The organism is Emticicia oligotrophica DSM 17448 (assembly GCF_000263195.1).
Classification (GTDB): domain Bacteria; phylum Bacteroidota; class Bacteroidia; order Cytophagales; family Spirosomataceae; genus Emticicia; species Emticicia oligotrophica.
Genome location: NC_018748.1, coordinates 2200965 through 2217589 on the forward strand (window position 1 = coordinate 2200965; position 16625 = coordinate 2217589).

16 protein-coding genes are annotated in these 16625 nt (G+C 38.0%); 3 read left to right on the forward strand and 13 right to left on the reverse strand.

Going from position 1 to position 16625, the window contains the following annotated elements:
- Positions 1-4 precede the first annotated feature (4 nt).
- Positions 5-625 carry a uridine kinase gene (gene udk, locus EMTOL_RS09100; RefSeq protein WP_015028984.1) on the reverse strand — a complete coding sequence of 207 codons (621 nt, stop codon included), beginning with the start codon at positions 623-625 and terminating at the stop codon, positions 5-7.
- Positions 626-771: 146 nt separating this feature from the next.
- Here udk and EMTOL_RS09105 point away from each other — a divergent pair, with 146 nt between their 5' ends.
- Positions 772-1908, forward strand: coding sequence for a carbon-nitrogen hydrolase family protein (locus EMTOL_RS09105; RefSeq protein ID WP_015028985.1), 1137 nt, complete (start codon positions 772-774; stop codon positions 1906-1908).
- A gap of 43 nt (positions 1909-1951) precedes the next feature.
- On the opposite strand, the gene EMTOL_RS09110 is transcribed toward EMTOL_RS09105, so the two are convergent.
- A complete protein-coding gene (locus EMTOL_RS09110) occupies positions 1952-3847 on the reverse strand; it encodes a beta-N-acetylhexosaminidase (protein ID WP_015028986.1) in 1896 nt (631 codons plus the stop codon).
- Positions 3848-3893: 46 nt separating this feature from the next.
- Positions 3894-4607 (reverse strand): MIP/aquaporin family protein, encoded by a 714-nt coding sequence (locus EMTOL_RS09115; RefSeq protein WP_015028987.1) that lies wholly within the window; start codon positions 4605-4607, stop codon positions 3894-3896.
- A 97-nt stretch (positions 4608-4704) separates the two neighbouring features.
- On the opposite strand from EMTOL_RS09115, the gene purB reads away from it, so the two are divergent.
- Positions 4705-6048, forward strand: a complete 1344-nt coding sequence (gene purB, locus EMTOL_RS09120; RefSeq protein WP_015028988.1) for an adenylosuccinate lyase — start codon at positions 4705-4707, stop codon at positions 6046-6048.
- A 40-nt stretch (positions 6049-6088) separates the two neighbouring features.
- Here purB and EMTOL_RS09125 read toward each other — a convergent pair whose 3' ends face one another.
- Together EMTOL_RS09125 and EMTOL_RS09130 are read right to left on the reverse strand one after the other, a co-directional pair.
- Positions 6089-6616, reverse strand: a complete 528-nt coding sequence (locus EMTOL_RS09125; protein ID WP_015028989.1) for a hypothetical protein — start codon at positions 6614-6616, stop codon at positions 6089-6091.
- 125 nt (positions 6617-6741) lie between these two features.
- Entirely contained in the window at positions 6742-7575 is an 834-nt protein-coding gene (locus tag EMTOL_RS09130) for an IS5 family transposase (RefSeq protein ID WP_015027236.1), read from the reverse strand.
- A gap of 109 nt (positions 7576-7684) precedes the next feature.
- Between EMTOL_RS09130 and EMTOL_RS09135 the strand changes: the two genes are divergently transcribed.
- Positions 7685-8974, forward strand: a complete 1290-nt coding sequence (locus tag EMTOL_RS09135) for a flavin-containing monooxygenase (protein WP_015028990.1) — start codon at positions 7685-7687, stop codon at positions 8972-8974.
- 7 nt (positions 8975-8981) lie between these two features.
- On the opposite strand, the gene EMTOL_RS09140 is transcribed toward EMTOL_RS09135, so the two are convergent.
- The 8 genes from EMTOL_RS09140 to EMTOL_RS09175 all read right to left on the reverse strand — a co-directional run bounded on the left by EMTOL_RS09140 (position 8982) and on the right by EMTOL_RS09175 (position 16400).
- On the reverse strand, positions 8982-9779 hold the full coding sequence (locus tag EMTOL_RS09140; RefSeq protein ID WP_015028991.1) for an SDR family NAD(P)-dependent oxidoreductase: 798 nt from the start codon (positions 9777-9779) through the stop codon (positions 8982-8984).
- A 169-nt stretch (positions 9780-9948) separates the two neighbouring features.
- Entirely contained in the window at positions 9949-10719 is a 771-nt protein-coding gene (locus EMTOL_RS09145; protein WP_015028992.1) for a ThuA domain-containing protein, read from the reverse strand.
- A 170-nt stretch (positions 10720-10889) separates the two neighbouring features.
- A complete protein-coding gene (locus tag EMTOL_RS09150; RefSeq protein ID WP_015028993.1) occupies positions 10890-12068 on the reverse strand; it encodes an acetyl-CoA C-acyltransferase in 1179 nt (392 codons plus the stop codon).
- A gap of 64 nt (positions 12069-12132) precedes the next feature.
- A complete protein-coding gene (locus EMTOL_RS09155) occupies positions 12133-12495 on the reverse strand; it encodes a four helix bundle protein (protein ID WP_015028994.1) in 363 nt (120 codons plus the stop codon).
- A 128-nt stretch (positions 12496-12623) separates the two neighbouring features.
- Complete coding sequence (locus tag EMTOL_RS09160) at positions 12624-15032, reverse strand: 3-hydroxyacyl-CoA dehydrogenase/enoyl-CoA hydratase family protein (protein WP_015028995.1); 2409 nt, start codon at positions 15030-15032, stop codon at positions 12624-12626.
- A 102-nt stretch (positions 15033-15134) separates the two neighbouring features.
- On the reverse strand, positions 15135-15539 hold the full coding sequence (locus EMTOL_RS09165; RefSeq protein ID WP_015028996.1) for a GxxExxY protein: 405 nt from the start codon (positions 15537-15539) through the stop codon (positions 15135-15137).
- Positions 15540-15591: 52 nt separating this feature from the next.
- A complete protein-coding gene (locus EMTOL_RS09170; protein WP_015028997.1) occupies positions 15592-15906 on the reverse strand; it encodes a hypothetical protein in 315 nt (104 codons plus the stop codon).
- On the reverse strand, positions 15903-16400 hold the full coding sequence (locus tag EMTOL_RS09175; protein ID WP_015028998.1) for a DUF4442 domain-containing protein: 498 nt from the start codon (positions 16398-16400) through the stop codon (positions 15903-15905). Before EMTOL_RS09175 ends, EMTOL_RS09170 begins: the two co-directional genes overlap by 4 nt.
- Between the last annotated feature and the right edge of the window lie 225 nt (positions 16401-16625).

The following is a 16625-nucleotide window of genomic DNA, read 5'->3' on the forward strand; positions in this document are numbered from 1 at the left end:
TAGATTAATTATTGAGTTTTCCTTTCAAAAACGATGTTAGAATGGCTAATCCTTTTTCGAAATGAGAATTGTTATTAATGATGATATCGGCATCGTATTTAGTTGGTTGGATGTATTTTTCGTAGGTTGGGGCTACGTGGTTTTCCCAACGATAGAGAACATCGGCTAAATCATAGCCACGTTCATTGTTATCTCTGATAATACGACGTTTAATTTTGATGTGTTCGCGGGCATCAATAAATACTTTCAAATCAAGCAGGTTTGATACTTCTTGTGAATGAAAAACGAAAATTCCCTCAACCACAATAATAGGAGCAGGCTTGAAGGTGAGGGTTCTTGGCACTACATTGGGATTATTGAAAACATATTCTTTGTGGTGTACGATTTCGCCATTTTTTAGATTGTTGATATGTTTCGCATAAAGCTCAAAATCAATAGCTTCTGGAAGGTCGTAGTTTTCAATATTATTGTGGTCTTTTGGTACAAATTCTTTTGTACGATAATAATTATCTTGCGAAATCAGACAAACTTCATCTTCTGAGAATGCACCTAATAATTGATGTAAAAAATATGTTTTCCCCGACGCACTTCCGCCCGTAATTCCGACAATATATGGTTTTGTCATTTTCTTATGCCTTGCTGCTGTAAAAATAATTTGATTGTTGATGTTGCCCAATGATACTACTTTGTGCAATTTTAGAACAAAATTAAGAAAAGCCTCACGAATGTTGGTAAATTATTTTGAGAATTGCCCAAGAAATACGGTCCGTTATGAAAAAAACATTTAGAAATTTAGTATTTGTATTCATTTGTATGATTGGTTTATATTTGATTTGGTCGAGTGTAGGTAAGGAAACACCGCTCAACTCAACGTATCAATTAGATGCCATCGAAAGCTTTGGAGATTCTACTAATCAAAAAAATGTTTTAGGCGTTCAAGCATTTATGACTCCAACAGACTATGCTTCGGAAGAAAATTTTAAAAATAAACTGTCATTCTATTTATCAGAAGCTCAGAAAAAGGGGTATCTGATTCCCCAAAAAACCATTGTGGTGTTTCCAGAGTATATCGGCACTTTTTTAGTGGTAGCCCACGAAAAAACAAGTCTTTATGAAGCTAAAAACTTGGAAGAAGGCTTACAAACAATGGTTTTGAGTAATGTTGGGCAATTCACAAAAACTATTTTGGATGCTCCAAAAGAAGTAAAAGATAAAGTAAAATATGCAGTTTTTGCCATGAAAGCTCAAGAAATGGCAAAAATCTACCAAAAAACGTTTGCAGAGCTCGCACAAAAGTTTCAAACAACAATCGTTGCGGGTTCTATTCTTTTGCCAAATCCAGTGGTTGAAAATGGTATCTTAAAAACAGGAAAAGGTTTACTTTATAACACATCAGTTGTGTTTGAAGCCAATGGAAAATTAAATAAAAATCTAATAAAAAAAGCATTTCCAACGGCCGATGAATTATCGTTTGTCTGCCCAGCGAAACCAGAAGCAATTCCTGTATTTGAAACTTCTGTTGGCAAAATGGGTGTGTTGGTCTGTGCTGATGCGTGGTTTGCAGAATCGTATAAAGTTTTGAAGCAAAAAGGGATAGATTTTATTATTACGCCATCTTATTCGAATGGTTTTGGTAATTGGAATAAGAAATGGACTGGTTATTCGGGAGCAGAAACACCCGCTGATGCCATTGAAAGTATAGGAAAGATAACGTTAGGCGAAGCATGGGTAAAACATGCAATGGCTGAAAGAGCAAGGAAAGAAGCAGGAGTAAAAAGAGGAATGAATGTATTTCTGCAAGGAAATTTGTGGGATTTGGGGGCAGATGGCTCAACGATTGTATTAGATGATTCGGCAAAAACTACCCCATATATCAGTAAAGCAGCTTTGATTAACCTTTGGCTTTGATTTTTATAGCCTGATAGACACGCTATCAGGCTATAAATTTAAATTATTTATCAGGCATTCGGTAAGTTTTCACAAACTCTTTGCCTACTTGCTGTCCATTTCTGAAAACTGCTGCTCTTACAGTAGTTAGTTTATTAAAGGTTTGCGGAAGAAAAACTGGCGAATTAGCCGTTGGTTTTGAAAAATCGAGTGAATAATGCACTTGAGCGTCATTGATATTCGCTTCAAGTTTTACCTCCACTGTTTTATTGGCTTTGTTTGGTGTAGAAGTTTCTTTCACATCAAATATACTCTTGGCATAATTGACATTCATTACTTCTAAACGTTTGAAGTGCTTCTCAACTCTACGACTGAAATCAGCGAAATTTTTGTTGATAGAAGGTGTCCAAGCTACTTCTGCCAATGCCGATGCACGTGGGAAAGTCATATATTCAGCTTGTTCTGGAGTAGCTACATATTCTGTCCAAAGGTTTACTTGTGCACCTAAAATATGCTTTGCTTCTTCAGGGGTTAGTTCAGTTGGAACTGGCTCATAGGAATATACCTTTTCTAATGGCAAGAAACCACCAATTGCTAAAGGCTCAGTGATGGGGTGCGATTGATAATAGTCGATATAAACGTATGAGTTTGGAGTCATCACTACATCATGCTTTTGCTTAGCTGCTTCAATACCTCCCTGAACTCCTCTCCACGACATTACCGTAGCATTTGGCGAAAGCCCTCCTTCTAAAATTTCATCCCAGCCCATTAGTTTACGTCCTTTCGATGTTAAGAATTTATCAATTCTTTTGATGAAAAAGCTTTGGAGTTCGTGTTCGTCTTTCAAACCTTGTGCTTTCATTAAATCTTGACAGAATGCACTTCTTTGCCAAGTAATTTTAGGGCATTCATCGCCGCCAATATGAATATATTTGCTCGGGAAAATATCCATTACCTCCGTCAAAACATCTTCAAGGAAAGTGAATGTTTTTTCGGTTGGACAATAAACGTCTTCAATGACTCCCCAAATCTTAGCTACACCGTAAGGGCCTCCCGAACAACCTAATTCTGGATAAGCCGCCAAAGCTGCTAAAGCATGCCCAGGCATTTCGATTTCTGGAACAACCGTGATAAATCTATCTTGGGCGTATTTTACTAAATCTCTCAGCTCATTTTGTGTATAAAAGCCGCTATGTTCTTTTCCATCAAATTTTAAAGGCTGATTATAAGACATTTTCCCTTCAACAGTTTCGCTGCGAGTAGAACCAATTTGGGTCAGACGTGGGTACTTCATAATTTCAATTCTCCAACCTTGGTCCTCGGTTAAATGTAGGTGTAAGACATTCATCTTATGCATGGCCAATAGGTCAATGGTTTTCTTTATAAAAGAAATAGGCATAAAATGGCGGCCGACATCTAGCATAAAGCCACGATGCTGAAAACGTGGCTTGTCAACAACGCTCACACATGGAATGGTTAGTTGTAAACCAGCGATTTTAGAGGTGCTATAAATTTCGGCAGGAAGTAGTTGAAATAGCGTTTGTAAGGCATAAAAATAGCCTTGGGCTGCACTCGCTGTAATCTTTACAAAATTAGGCTCAACCAAAAGCTCATAAGCATCCTCAGGCATTGCACGGGTTGATTTTACAAACACAATGGCATTTGTAAATGCTGTTGTTTGAATTTGCTTTTTGGTTTTTGGGGCCACTTTGGTGGCTTTGGGCAACGATACTTCCGTAGAGAGCTCAAGGCCAGTAGTAGTGGCTATTTGGCTCGAAAGAAGTTTAGCAACAGCGGCAGTAGGAGCATCGTTGGTTTGTAAGATGATACGAGTTTCACTACTGATTGCGAATGTTCCGCTTCGAGCAATAAGTGTATCAGGCTGAGGGATAATACTATAGGTATTTTGTCCCCAAGCTGTCGATGCCAAACACAAGAATACAAAAAGTATTTGTTTCATGTTTGATGAAATTTAGAAGGAAAAATAAATGAAAATAAGGGAATGATTAAAAACCATATAAAGATAAGAATAAGGCTGCTAAAGCCCCACCTACAATTGGGCCAACTACCGGAACCCAAGCATATCCCCAGTCGCTTGTACCTTTACCCGAAATTGGTAAAACAGCATGGGCTATTCGAGGGCCTAAATCACGAGCTGGGTTGATAGCATAACCAGTCGGGCCGCCAAGTGATAAGCCAATTGCCCAAACCAACATTCCAACTAAATAAGGACCAAAACCATTAGGTAAATTAGCAGTAAATGAACCAGATACAACAATTAAAATGATGGTTCCGACAATTTCTGAGATTAAATTTCCTGTGGTGTTTCTGATGGCAGGAGCTGTGGCAAAAACGCCAAGCTTAAGCCCTTTGTCTTCGGTTACCGCCCAATGAGGTAAATATACTAACCAAACGAGCGTTGCTCCTAAAAAGGCACCAATGAGTTGGGCTGTAATAAATGGAGCAACATTAGACCAGTCGCCCGATTTTACGGCCATGGCTACCGTAACAGCAGGATTGAGATGGGCATCGGCACTGCCGAATTTTTGGGCTACAAAAATGCCACACATAACGGCAAAAGCCCAAGCCGCTGTAATTACTATCCAGCCACCGTTTTCGCCTTTTGAGCCTTTTAATAGAACATTGGCTACTACGCCATCACCGAGTAAGATAAGTACGAGTGTTCCCAGAAGTTCACCAAGAAATTGAGAAGTTTGCATTTAGGTTTTGATTATTTTAGGGTTGAAAATGTTTGGCAAGTTAATTTATTTTGACAGAACACACAATAGGTTTAACTTTGTGCTTTAATAAACACTTATGATATTGAATTCCCTTTCTGCTATTTCACCCGTTGATGGTCGTTATCGTCGACAAATCGAGAATCTTGCAAAATATTTTTCGGAGTTTGGCCTCATTCATTACCGTGTGAGAGTTGAAATTGAATATTTTATTGCCCTTTGCGAATTGCCTATTCCTCAACTCGAAGGTTTTGATAAAGCCCTTTACAATAATTTGAGAGCAATCTACCAGAATTTTTCAGAAGAAGATGCACTTAAAATCAAAGAAATCGAAAAAACAACCAATCATGATGTAAAAGCGGTTGAATATTTTATTAAAGAAGCTTTCGAAAAATTAGGAATTGCACAACATTCAGAGTTTATCCATTTTGGTCTTACTTCACAAGATGTTAATAATACTTCTATTCCATTATCTTTGAAAGAAGCAATGCAAGCAGAAGTTTTACCAACATTCCAACAAGTGTTGGGCAAACTACACGAATTAGCTGAGCAATGGAAAGATATCGCTCTTTTGGCACACACGCACGGACAACCGGCTTCACCTACTCGTCTAGGAAAAGAAATTTTGGTGTTCTGTGAGCGAATCGAGAAGCAAATAGCTTTACTTGATGCCATTCCGTATGCTGCTAAATTTGGCGGTGCAACGGGAAATTTCAATGCTCACCATGTGGCTTATCCACAAACTGACTGGGTTTCTTTCGGGAATAATTTCGTCAACGAATGGCTTGGACTTTCTCGTAGCCAAAATACTACTCAAATTGAGCATTACGATATGTTGGCTGCTATGTTTGATGCTCTCAAAAGATTAAATACAATTTTGATTGATTTCTCGCGTGATGTTTGGTCGTATGTATCGATGGGCTATTTTAAGCAGAAGATAAAAGCAGGCGAAATTGGTTCTTCGGCAATGCCTCATAAAGTTAATCCAATTGATTTTGAGAATGCCGAAGGAAATTTAGGCGTAGCTAATGCTCTTTTCGAGCATTTTTCAGCAAAATTGCCTATTTCTCGGTTACAAAGAGACCTAACCGATTCAACGGTTCTAAGAAATTTAGGTGTTCCTATTGGGCATACAATGATTGCTCTGAAATCATTGTTGAAAGGTATGGATAAACTTGAGCTAAACCAAGAAGCTATCGACCATCATTTAGAAGAAAACTGGGCGGTGGTTGCCGAAGGTATTCAAACAGTTCTTCGCCGAGAAGGTTTCCCGAAACCTTATGAGGCCTTGAAAGAATTGACGCGTAAAAATGAGAAAATCACCGAAAAACGCATCAAAGACTTTATTGATACTTTAGATGTGAGCGAAAAAGTTAAATACGAACTTCGACGCATTACCCCTTTTAATTATACAGGAATTTAAAATAAAACGGCTCTTAGATAAATTTCTAAGAGCCGTTTTATTAATATTCTACAATTTGCCTACTCATTGGCGGAATGTTTGAGAAAGGTCTAAGTGAGCGATATTGGTCACTTCTTGCTGTAATTTGTATTTCCTTCAAAAACTGATAATCTTTTTTGGTGTATTCTTCCGAAATTCGGTTGGTTGGTACATTTACTTCTCCGTAGTAGATATTTTTATAAATGAAGGCAATGGGCAAAATATACTTCCCTGCACTTGTATTATCCAAACGAGGGGTTTTAGATAAACCTCCAATAATCTCTGCTTCAAAACCTAATAAATTAGCAATCTTTTTACCTACCAAAGGATAAATTAGTGATACATCTTTCACTTTTCCTTTTTCATCTACTTCAAATGAGGCATAAATACGCCCATAGACACTCCCTCTAATGGCTCCAATTGGATAACTAATATTTTTTAAAGCAGCCAAATAAAATAATGGGTCGATGGTTTCTTTAATTGTTTGTCCATAGGATGTGCCGCCAAACAAACCACTGAACAATAGAAACATAGTTACTATTTTTCTCATAAAAATTAAGTTTTGTAGGATTCAAAAGAATGCATGAATTTATGTATTTAAGCAATAGAACCCTAATAAAAATTTTAGAAACTTAACAACTAATAGACAATATTTGTTAATGAACTTGTTTAGGATTAACTTTTATATTTAATTTTTCGTAAAAAACGAACTGAGAATGCCAATAAATTTAAAGCCACCCAGTTAATTGCTTTCGTTTCAAACCTGACAAGTAATGCTTTGAAACTATCCATCCAAGCATTAGCGTGCTCAATGAGTACTCGTCGTTTGTATAACTCTTCATCAAAATGCTGATATTCAGTAGATTGATTTTCTATTTTGTTATTTCGAGAATTAACATCAATATTGGCTTCAATTTCTTTATTTTTACAAATTTGACGAAATTCTTTGCTATCGAATCCAGCATCAGCATTTAGAAAAAGGCCTCTGAGATTAATTCCTGCTTTTATGAGCATTTGACACAGTTCTTCAAAGAGTTCCTGAATATTATAAAGGTCGTTGTGTTTTCCTTCTTGTGGGCTGGCACATGCCAACATTTGTCCCTGATTATCAGCTAAAAAGAGCAAATTAGTTGTTTTTGATGCTTTTCGACCTTGATACCCAACAGCTTCACCTCCACGTTTGGCAAGTGTATGACTACCATCAAGTTGGATACAAGATAAGTCTAAATATGAATAGTTTGATGCTAAAATATTTATCCAAACTTTTGTCCAAGAGCCGTCCTTGACCCATTCATTAAAGTGATAATAGACTCCTTGCCATGTTAAAACCTTATTATTAAAAAATTGCTTTACTGGCAGTTGACGCCATTGACAACCTGTTTTCAAACGATATAAAATTGCTGAAACAATAGCTGTCAACTGTTCTATTTCACACTCTTTTCCACGTAAACCAATACTTAAATTTGGTAATATATATTGTTCAATCGTATTTTTACTCAAGATTTCCACTGTAGGTCTTTTTGATGATTCGCACCACAAAATTCAACCTATTTTGGGAATCTTTTTATAATACTAAACAACCTCAATTTTAAAACCAAACCCCCTATAATAAAACTCTATGAAACAAGTGTGTATCATTGGTGCTGGCTCTTCTGGTATTACTGCTGCTAAGGCACTCAAAGAAAAAGGAATTACGTTTGATTGTTTTGAAAAAGGCTCAGATATTGGCGGCGTATGGCGATATAATAATGATAATGGCGTATCATCGGCTTATAAAAGTTTACACATAAATACCAATCGAAATGTGATGGCTTATTCGGATTTTCCGATGCCCGACGATTATCCAATGTTTCCGCATCACTCACATATTATTAAATATTTCGAGGCTTATGTAGAACATTTTAAATTACGTGAGCATATTACTTTCAATACAGCAGTAGTTGATGTTTTACGAAATAATGATGGAACTTATAATGTAACACTTGATAATAGGCAATCGTATGATTATCAGTATGTTATCGTTGCTAACGGGCATCATTGGAATCCTCGTTTCCCAACCCCAGCTTTCCAAGGAACTTTTACTGGAGAAATCCTACATTCGCATTATTATCGAGAACCAGAGCAAATCAAAGATAAAGATGTTTTAGTGGTAGGAATTGGCAATTCGGCCGTTGATATCGCTTGTGAAGCTGCCCGAACACATTCAGGGAAAGTAGTAATTTCGACTCGTAGTGGAGCGTACATTACTCCCAATTGGATTTGGAGTATGCCATTCGATAATTTGGCTAATCCGCTGACAGCTAAATTGCCGCTTTGGCTACAACGTATGCTACTCAATGCTACCTTATGGTTGGCTCGTGGTAGGCAGGAAGATTATGGGGTGCCGAAACCTAATCGCCCAGTTTTAAGCGAACACCCGACACTCTCGCAAGATTTACTGAATCTTTCGGGGCGAGGACTTATAAAATTTAAGCCTAATATTAAAGAATTTAGGGGAAAAACAGTGGTTTTTGAAGATGGCTCTGAGCAAGATTTTGATGTAATTATTTATGCCACAGGTTATAAAGTTACGTTTCCATTTTTAAAGCATTATGCGGAATTTGATGTAGAGCAGACGAATGATATTCGCCTATTTAAAAAAGTTATTCATCCTGAATATAAAAACTTATTCTTTTTAGCCTTACTTCAACCTTTGGGAGCAATTATGCCTTTGGCTGAAATACAGGCTAAGTGGATAGCAAAAATTATTAAAGGTGAAAGCAAATTACCATCGAAGGAAGCGATGCTACAATCAATCGAAGACGACCACCAGAAACTTGTAAAAAGATATAAACAAACCCCTCGGCATACTTTGCAGGTAGATTTCTTTACCTACAAAGCAAGCATAGAGAAGGAAATGAAGCGATAAGGCTTACTTATTTATTGCTATTGGCCAATTGGCTATCCATGCTATTGGTAGGGATTTTACCTTGTACGCTCCATGCTCCGTCAACGAAGAATAGTTGTCCAGAAACATAGCTCGAATCATCGGAAGCTAAGAAAACCGCTGGACCAATCATTTCTTCGGGTTCGCCTGTGCGACCGAGTGGAACAACTCCGCCCCAATTGGTACGATAATTTGGGTCTTCTCTTAGGTTTCGTTCTACATTGATTGGCCCTGGCCCAAAAGTATTAACTCTAATATTGTAAGGAGCCAATTCTACGGCCATTTGTTCGGCCATCGCATGAATTCCACCTTTACTTGTTGAATAAACGATAAGGTTTTTTACGCTCAATGCGGCACAAATGGTAGAAACGTTGATGATGCTTCCACCACCATTTTCACGCATAATTTTGGCCGCTTCAATTGAGCAAAAGAGTGTACCTTTTAGGTTTACACCCATTACTTTATCAAAAATTGCTTCATCGGTTTCGAAAAAATCGCTCCAACCCGTAATTCCAGCATTATTGACCAAAATATTAAGTTTGCCAAATTTTTCTCGGATTTGGGCAAACATGCTTCTAATTTCATTGACTTTAGAAATATCGGCATAGATTACTTCGGCATTTCGGCCAATCGCTCGAATTTTTTCTGCTACCCCTTCGGCATAAGTAGCCCCCTCAACTTCATTGATAATGATATCAGCACCTTCACGAGCAAAACCAAGGGCAATTGCCTCGCCAATACCACGCCCAGCCCCCGTAATTAGGGCAATTTTATTTAAAAGTCTCATTCGTAATTAAGATTGAATAATGGTATGCTAAAAGAGACTTGAAGATAATTAAAAATGAAATACTATTATATTTTGTGCAATAGTTAAATATAAAAAATGCTCTGTTTCCTTTGAAACAGAGCAAGCGAGTGTATGTTAAATTAAAACCAGAGTTTACTATGATACTCAATTATAAGCCTTTGCCAGTAGCAGCCCAATAAATACCACCATAAAGATGGTCAAGGAAAGTTTGGTCGCTGAAAACCAACGGAATGTGGCCAAGAGCAGTATAAAAGGCACGACCACCATCATAATTATGGTACCACGAAATCGGGTGGAAACCCATGCCTTTTCCTTCGTTATCGCCCCATTTTGTGTTCGGATTGTATGATTTTTCATCAATAGATATCAAAACTTTCAAATCGTTGGCTGGAGAGGGGGTCTTGAACTCATACCATTCATCTGTCCAAAGTAATTTTTTAGGAAAACGCTCCATTCCCGGAAAATTACTATCTTCCACTTTCAAATAAGCCGTTTGTTGTGCAGGGTGAATCTTGAAATAATTGCCTACCAATTTACCGTACCAAGGCCAATCATATTCGGTATCAGTTGCACTATGAACACCTACAAAACCTTTTCCTGCTTTGATAAATTTCTCGAATGCCGCTTGTTGTTCATCGTTCAAGATATTTCCAGTAGTATTCAAGAAAATAACCGCTTGGTATCTTTCTAAAGCTTTATCATTAAAGACAGAAGCATTTTCTTGCCATTCAACGCTAAAGCTATGGCGTTCGGCTAATTTTTTCACTGCCGTTACACCTTCATTAATTGATTCATGATGAAACCCGTCAGTTTTGGTAAAAAGTAATACTCGAAATTGTCCTCCCTGTGCAAAAGATGAAATAGAGAAAACAAATGCCATCAACAATGGCATCATGTTTCGTTCGAAAATTTGTTTCATAGTTCTGATTATAAAAGATTGAATAAAGAAGAAGTTTTTTAGGTGTCAAAAAAACACTTATTGAAAGCAAATGTAGGTTTTTGAAATCAAAAAACAAAAAAGGGAGATTTAAACTACCGAAGTAGCTTTAATCTCCCTTTTTCTATCGACTTTTTCTGTAACTGGAAATTTTAGCTCAATAACTCATAAATCCCCGCTACACCTTGGCCACCGCCAACACAGGCTGTAACCATACCATATTTTTTGTTTTGACGACGAAGTTCATTCAAAACTTGAACAGTCAAACGACCACCAGTTGAACCAAGAGCATGACCGAGAGCAATTGCACCACCATTTGGATTGATTTTGCTCATATCTAAGCCCAATTCTTTGATAACCGCCAAAGATTGAGCAGCAAATGCTTCGTTCAACTCAATAATATCAATATCATCTTGTTTCAAACCTGCTTGTTTCAAAGCAATCGGAATAGCGGCAACTGGGCCAATACCCATGATGCGTGGCTCTACACCTGCCGAAGCATAAGCCATCATACGTGCGATTGGTTTTAAACCCAATTCGTTCACCATTCTTTCTGACATCACAATTACGAAAGCTGCACCATCAGAAGTTTGCGATGAGTTACCAGCCGTTACACTTCCACCCATCGAGAAAACAGGACGAAGTTTTGCTAAAGCCTCAACACTCGTATCGGCACGTGGGCCTTCGTCTTTGGTTACTGTATATTCTTTGTTTTTCTTCTTGCCAGTGGCTTCGTCGAAATACGTTTCTTTTACGGTAATCGGTACAATTTCATCATCGAATTTGCCAGCGGCTTGTGCAGCCAATGCTTTTTGGTGAGAATTGTAAGAAAAAATATCTTGTTCTTCACGACCGATGTTAAATTGTTGAGCCACTTGTTCGGCCGTAAGTCCCATTCCGATGTAATAATCGGGGTGATGAGAGGCTAATCCATAATTCAATGCCATTTTCCAACCAGTTGTTGGTACCATCGACATTGACTCTGTTCCACCCGCTACGATACAATCGGCCATTCCTGCACTAATTTTGGCAGCCGCCATTGCGATTGTCTCAACGCCCGAACCGCAGTAACGGTTTACAGTTACGCCCGCTACGCTCTTGCCCAACGACAAAAGCGAAATATAACGAGCCATTTGCATACCTTGCTCAGCTTCGGGAACGGCATTTCCTACGATGAGGTCATCAACACGAGCAGGGTCGAGGTTTGGCACTTGTGCCATGAGGTGCTTGATTACGTCAGCCGCCAAATCGTCGGGGCGAGTAAAGCGAAAAACTCCTTTGGGTGCTTTGCCGACTGCACTTCGGTAGCCAGCTACTATATATGCGTTCATGTTTTCTTTTATTTTTAGACAAGAGATTTTAGACAAAAGACAAGAGAGTCAAACAAAGAAAAAATCATTCTTGGCTGAATTTTCTTTGAAGTGAAAATATAATCTTTTGTATTTCCTGTAATTTTTCACTTAAAAAATTTAATGAATCTATTGATATAATATCTAATTTATTCGATATGATAAGTTGCGTTTCAAGTTCATAGGATGAAGCAAGTGCAATTCCCAGAAATCGTGCAAAATCCTTATTACTTCCACGTCCAGAACCTTCGGCAATATTTGAAGGGATAGAAACTGCACAACGTCTAATTTGACTTATCAATCCAAATTTTTCGTCACTTGGAAACGCTGAGGTGATTTTGTAAATATCAACAACAGCATCAATTGACAATTGCCAAGCTTTCAAATCACGGAAATTATGAACTTGCATTCGATTACTTAGATTTTATCCAAATGATGTGAGACAAAAGACATTAGACAAAAGATTTTTGTAAAACTTAAAGTTTGAGTGCCAAACTTTCTCTTGTCTCTTGTCTAAAATCCCTTGTCTTATACAAATTAATTACGTGGCGGTTTTCCTCCACTAAGTAATCCTTGCATACGCTCCATAGTTTTCTTTTCTCCACAAAGTGATAAGAATGCCTCTCTTTCCAAATCCAATAAATATTGCTCAGTAACCATTTGTGGATAACTCAAATCTCCACCCGAAATTACGTAGGCCAGTTTATCGGCAATTTTCGCATCGTGTTCGGTGATGTATTTACCCATCAACATACCCATGATACCCGCCTTGAAAAGAGCAATTCCTGCTTTTCCTTGTACCTTAATATCAGTGCGTTGTTTTGGTTGCGTATAACCATCTTCTGCCAATTTGATGGCTTCTTCTTTTGCTTCAGCAATCAAACGACTACGATTCAATACAATTTTATCTCTGTCGTTTTTCAAATAACCCATATCAAAAGCCTCTTGTGCCGAAGTCGAAACTTTAGCTTGGGCGATATTCATAAAGGCATTTTGAAGAATATTTAATTCTGGGTCACCAGTTTTGTAGGCATCTGAGCAACGAAGTGCCATTTCTTTGGTTCCGCCACCTGCTGGAATCAAACCAACTCCTAATTCAACTAAGCCCATGTAGGTTTCGGCATGAGCCACAACCTTATCGGCATGAAGATTTAGTTCGCAACCACCACCCAAAGCCAAGCTATGAGCCGCCGTTACGACAGGAATTGACGAATATCTTGCACGCATCATTGTTTGTTGGAATTGTGCAATCATCATATTGATTTCGTCGTACTCTTGCTCGATGGCAAACATAAACAACATTGCCAAGTTCGCACCTGCTGAAAATGCTTCGTTAGAATCATTTCCAACAACCAAACCTCTAAAATCTTTCTCGGCAATAGCATACGCTTTATTCAAGCCTTCTACTACTTCTGCTCCGAAAGTATTCATTTTTGAGTGGAATTCTACGCCCGCAATGCCATCGCCCAAATCGAAAATTGTAGAACCTGCGTTTTTCCAAATGACGTTGGTTTGGCGAAGATTATCCAAAATAATGAATGATTCTGTTCCTGGAATTACTTTGTATGATTTACTCGGAATATCGTAATATTTACGTTTTCCTGCCTCAACTTTATAGAAAGTCTCATTGCCAGCTTCAAGCATTTCATACACCCAAGCCGCTGGTTTGAGGTTGAGGTCTTCCATGATTTTTATCATCGGACGAACCCCAATGGCATCCCAAGTTTCAAACATACCCATTTGCCAGCCAAAACCTGAGCAAATAGCGGCATCAATTCTATATAATTCGTCTGAAATTTCTGGAATACGATTCGTTGCATAACGGAAACCATCGGCAAAAGTTTTGCGGTAAAACTCACCTGCTTTGTCTTTACCAGCCAAAAGAACCGAGAAGCGTTTTTTCAAATCGTCGATACTTTTGGTGCTTTCAAGGGTAGCAAATTTTACTTTTTCTGAAGGTTTATATTCAAAAGATTTAAGGTCTAAAGCCAAAATAAGCGTTTTGCCTTTTTCATCCTTCGTCTTTTTGTAGAAACCTTGACCTGTTTTATCTCCGAGCCATTTGTTTTCCATTAATTTGGCCATTGTTGGCGGCAAAATAAAGGCATCTTTCGACTCGTCGGTTTCTAAAACATTGATTAGGTTATTACAAACATTAACTGTTGTATCTAAACCAACCACATCTGACAAGCGAAAAGTACCTGATTTCGGGCGACCAACCACTGTACTGGTGAGTTTGTCAACTTCTTCAACGGTCAAGCCCATTTCTTCGGCCACTCTGATGGTTTGAACCATCGCATAAATTCCTAAACGATTGGCGATAAATGCTGGCGTATCTTTACACAAAACGGTTGTTTTTCCCAAAAATAAATCGCCGTAGTGCATCAAGAAATCAACCACCGATTTGTCAGTTTTGTCAGTTGGGATGATTTCCAACAAACGTAAATAGCGTGGTGGATTGAAGAAGTGAGTACCGCAGAAATGTTTCTGGAAATCTTCTGAGCGGCCTTCTGCCATCAAATGAATCGGAATACCCGAAGTATTTGAGGTGATAAGTGTACCTGGCTTACGGAACTTCTCAACTTTGTCGTAGATAATTTTCTTGATGTCGAGACGCTCAACAACTACCTCGATAATCCAATCGTAGGCAGCGATTTTTGGCATATCGTCATCAAAATTGCCCAGTTTTACTCGGCTCAGTGATTTCTGACTAAAAATTGGCGAAGGACTTGCCTTTACTGCAGCTTGGAAAAGTTCACCCACGATTCTGTTGCGAACAGCAGGGTGCGAAGTGTCGAGTCCTTTGGCTTTTTCGGCGTCGTTTGGTTCTTTCGGAACCATGTCGAGGAGTAGCACCTCCACTCCGATATTAGCAAAGTGCAACGCAATACGGCTTCCCATAATGCCCGCACCCAAAACAACTACTTTTTTGATACTACGATTCATGGTTTTGTGTTTGATTTTTTTATTTCTTGATTTTCTTTGTGTCTCTTAGTTCCTTAGTGGTTAGAAAAATAATTACCACTAAGGAACTAAGATTCACTAAGGTTAATCAGGTAATGCTGAAAAATATTCATTTACGAAGGGTTTTATGCTTCTTGTAATATTATCTGTATGGAAATTTATTAGTAAACCTTTAGGCTTTTTGAGTAGTTTCATATAAGTAAGAAGTTGTGCCTCGTGAATTGGATGTATTTGCTCAACAGCTTTTAGTTCGACAATTACGGAGTCATTTACCATAACATCAAGTTTTAGTTCAGCTTGTACTTGAATGTTTTTATAAATTACAGGCACAGTCATTTGCCGAACAATACTAAAGCCCTTACTTTGTAATTCATGACAAAAACAAGATTCGTAAACACCTTCCAACAAACCAGCCCCTAATTGTTTATGCACTTCAATAGCACAGCCAACAACTTCATAAGCTAATTGATTTATGCTCTTTTTTGTCATTTTCTTAGTGTACCTTAGTCCCTTATCGGACCGCCGAAGCGGTGGTTAAAATCTATAATTGACTTTGTAATCTTTTCACAAGCATCGTTATTATTCGACGATTTAGCTCAGTTTCCATCGAAATGTAATCTTTATATTGCTCAACGGAAAGTTTCCCGATTATCATTCCAACAAAATAATTGCGTAATTGTGCGTCTTTTTTGATGGTATTTTCGATGTAATTAGCTTGGTCTTCGGGCGAATACTTTTCAAATACAACTTTATGTTTGACCAAATATTGCTTAAAAACAGCAATCAATAACTCATTTTGTTCTTTCAAAATCGGTCTTAAAAACTCATTCTGAAAATTTTCTTCTGCTGAAATCATGTATGTTTTTTCTTCAAAATCCAAGCCCAAATCATCTCCGTTACAACTACTTCTTCTTCCGTTTCATCTGTCACTTTTACCGTAACATTCACTTCGCCTTTGTCTGTTTCTCTGATTTGCTTTATTTGCTCTTCGGTTAGTGTAGCTACGGCTCTTTGCCTTCCCTGACTTCGCTTGATAAACTTCACTGAAAGGTGTTTCATGAGTGGAAGTTTATCATCGGGAATATTCATGCCAACCACCATGCCCGAAGCCGTTTCGGCTAAAAGTGTTGTTGCGGCGGCATGAATTTGCCCAATGTGATTTTGTACTTTGTTTTTATTTGGAAGTGTTATTGCGACCTCTTGACAAGTCATTTTCTCGAAATGTATGCCTGCTGTACCAACAAACTTAACGAATCGACCGATGGCGAAGTCACGCATGAAACTACGCATAAATGAAGGTAGTCTTTGTAGTCTGGCTAAGGTACGATTGAGATTGTTGTTGTACTCCATAAATTTTGGAATAATGGTACTTTAGTATGCTTGCATAATTTCGGAACAAATATACGTGAAAGATATTAGTATGCAAGCATACCAATATAAAATTTGTTTTTACAAGATTTATTATGAAAAAAAAAATAAATAGAGGGTAGGGCGTTTTCTATTGAAACCAAACTTTATGAGGTATCGTTTTAGGGGAAAGTACTACTTATTTTGTCTTAATAGTCGAAATAATTC

Coding starts and splice junctions, on each gene's coding strand:
- udk (WP_015028984.1), bottom strand. CDS start 625: ATGACAAAACCATATATTGTCGGAATTACGGGCGGAAGTGCGTCGGGG.
- EMTOL_RS09105 (WP_015028985.1), top strand. CDS start 772: ATGAAAAAAACATTTAGAAATTTAGTATTTGTATTCATTTGTATGATT.
- EMTOL_RS09110 (WP_015028986.1), bottom strand. CDS start 3,847: ATGAAACAAATACTTTTTGTATTCTTGTGTTTGGCATCGACAGCTTGG.
- EMTOL_RS09115 (WP_015028987.1), bottom strand. CDS start 4,607: ATGCAAACTTCTCAATTTCTTGGTGAACTTCTGGGAACACTCGTACTT.
- purB (WP_015028988.1), top strand. CDS start 4,705: ATGATATTGAATTCCCTTTCTGCTATTTCACCCGTTGATGGTCGTTAT.
- EMTOL_RS09125 (WP_015028989.1), bottom strand. CDS start 6,616: ATGAGAAAAATAGTAACTATGTTTCTATTGTTCAGTGGTTTGTTTGGC.
- EMTOL_RS09135 (WP_015028990.1), top strand. CDS start 7,685: ATGAAACAAGTGTGTATCATTGGTGCTGGCTCTTCTGGTATTACTGCT.
- EMTOL_RS09140 (WP_015028991.1), bottom strand. CDS start 9,779: ATGAGACTTTTAAATAAAATTGCCCTAATTACGGGGGCTGGGCGTGGT.
- EMTOL_RS09145 (WP_015028992.1), bottom strand. CDS start 10,719: ATGAAACAAATTTTCGAACGAAACATGATGCCATTGTTGATGGCATTT.
- EMTOL_RS09150 (WP_015028993.1), bottom strand. CDS start 12,068: ATGAACGCATATATAGTAGCTGGCTACCGAAGTGCAGTCGGCAAAGCA.
- EMTOL_RS09155 (WP_015028994.1), bottom strand. CDS start 12,495: ATGCAAGTTCATAATTTCCGTGATTTGAAAGCTTGGCAATTGTCAATT.
- EMTOL_RS09160 (WP_015028995.1), bottom strand. CDS start 15,032: ATGAATCGTAGTATCAAAAAAGTAGTTGTTTTGGGTGCGGGCATTATG.
- EMTOL_RS09165 (WP_015028996.1), bottom strand. CDS start 15,539: ATGACAAAAAAGAGCATAAATCAATTAGCTTATGAAGTTGTTGGCTGT.
- EMTOL_RS09170 (WP_015028997.1), bottom strand. CDS start 15,906: ATGATTTCAGCAGAAGAAAATTTTCAGAATGAGTTTTTAAGACCGATT.
- EMTOL_RS09175 (WP_015028998.1), bottom strand. CDS start 16,400: ATGGAGTACAACAACAATCTCAATCGTACCTTAGCCAGACTACAAAGA.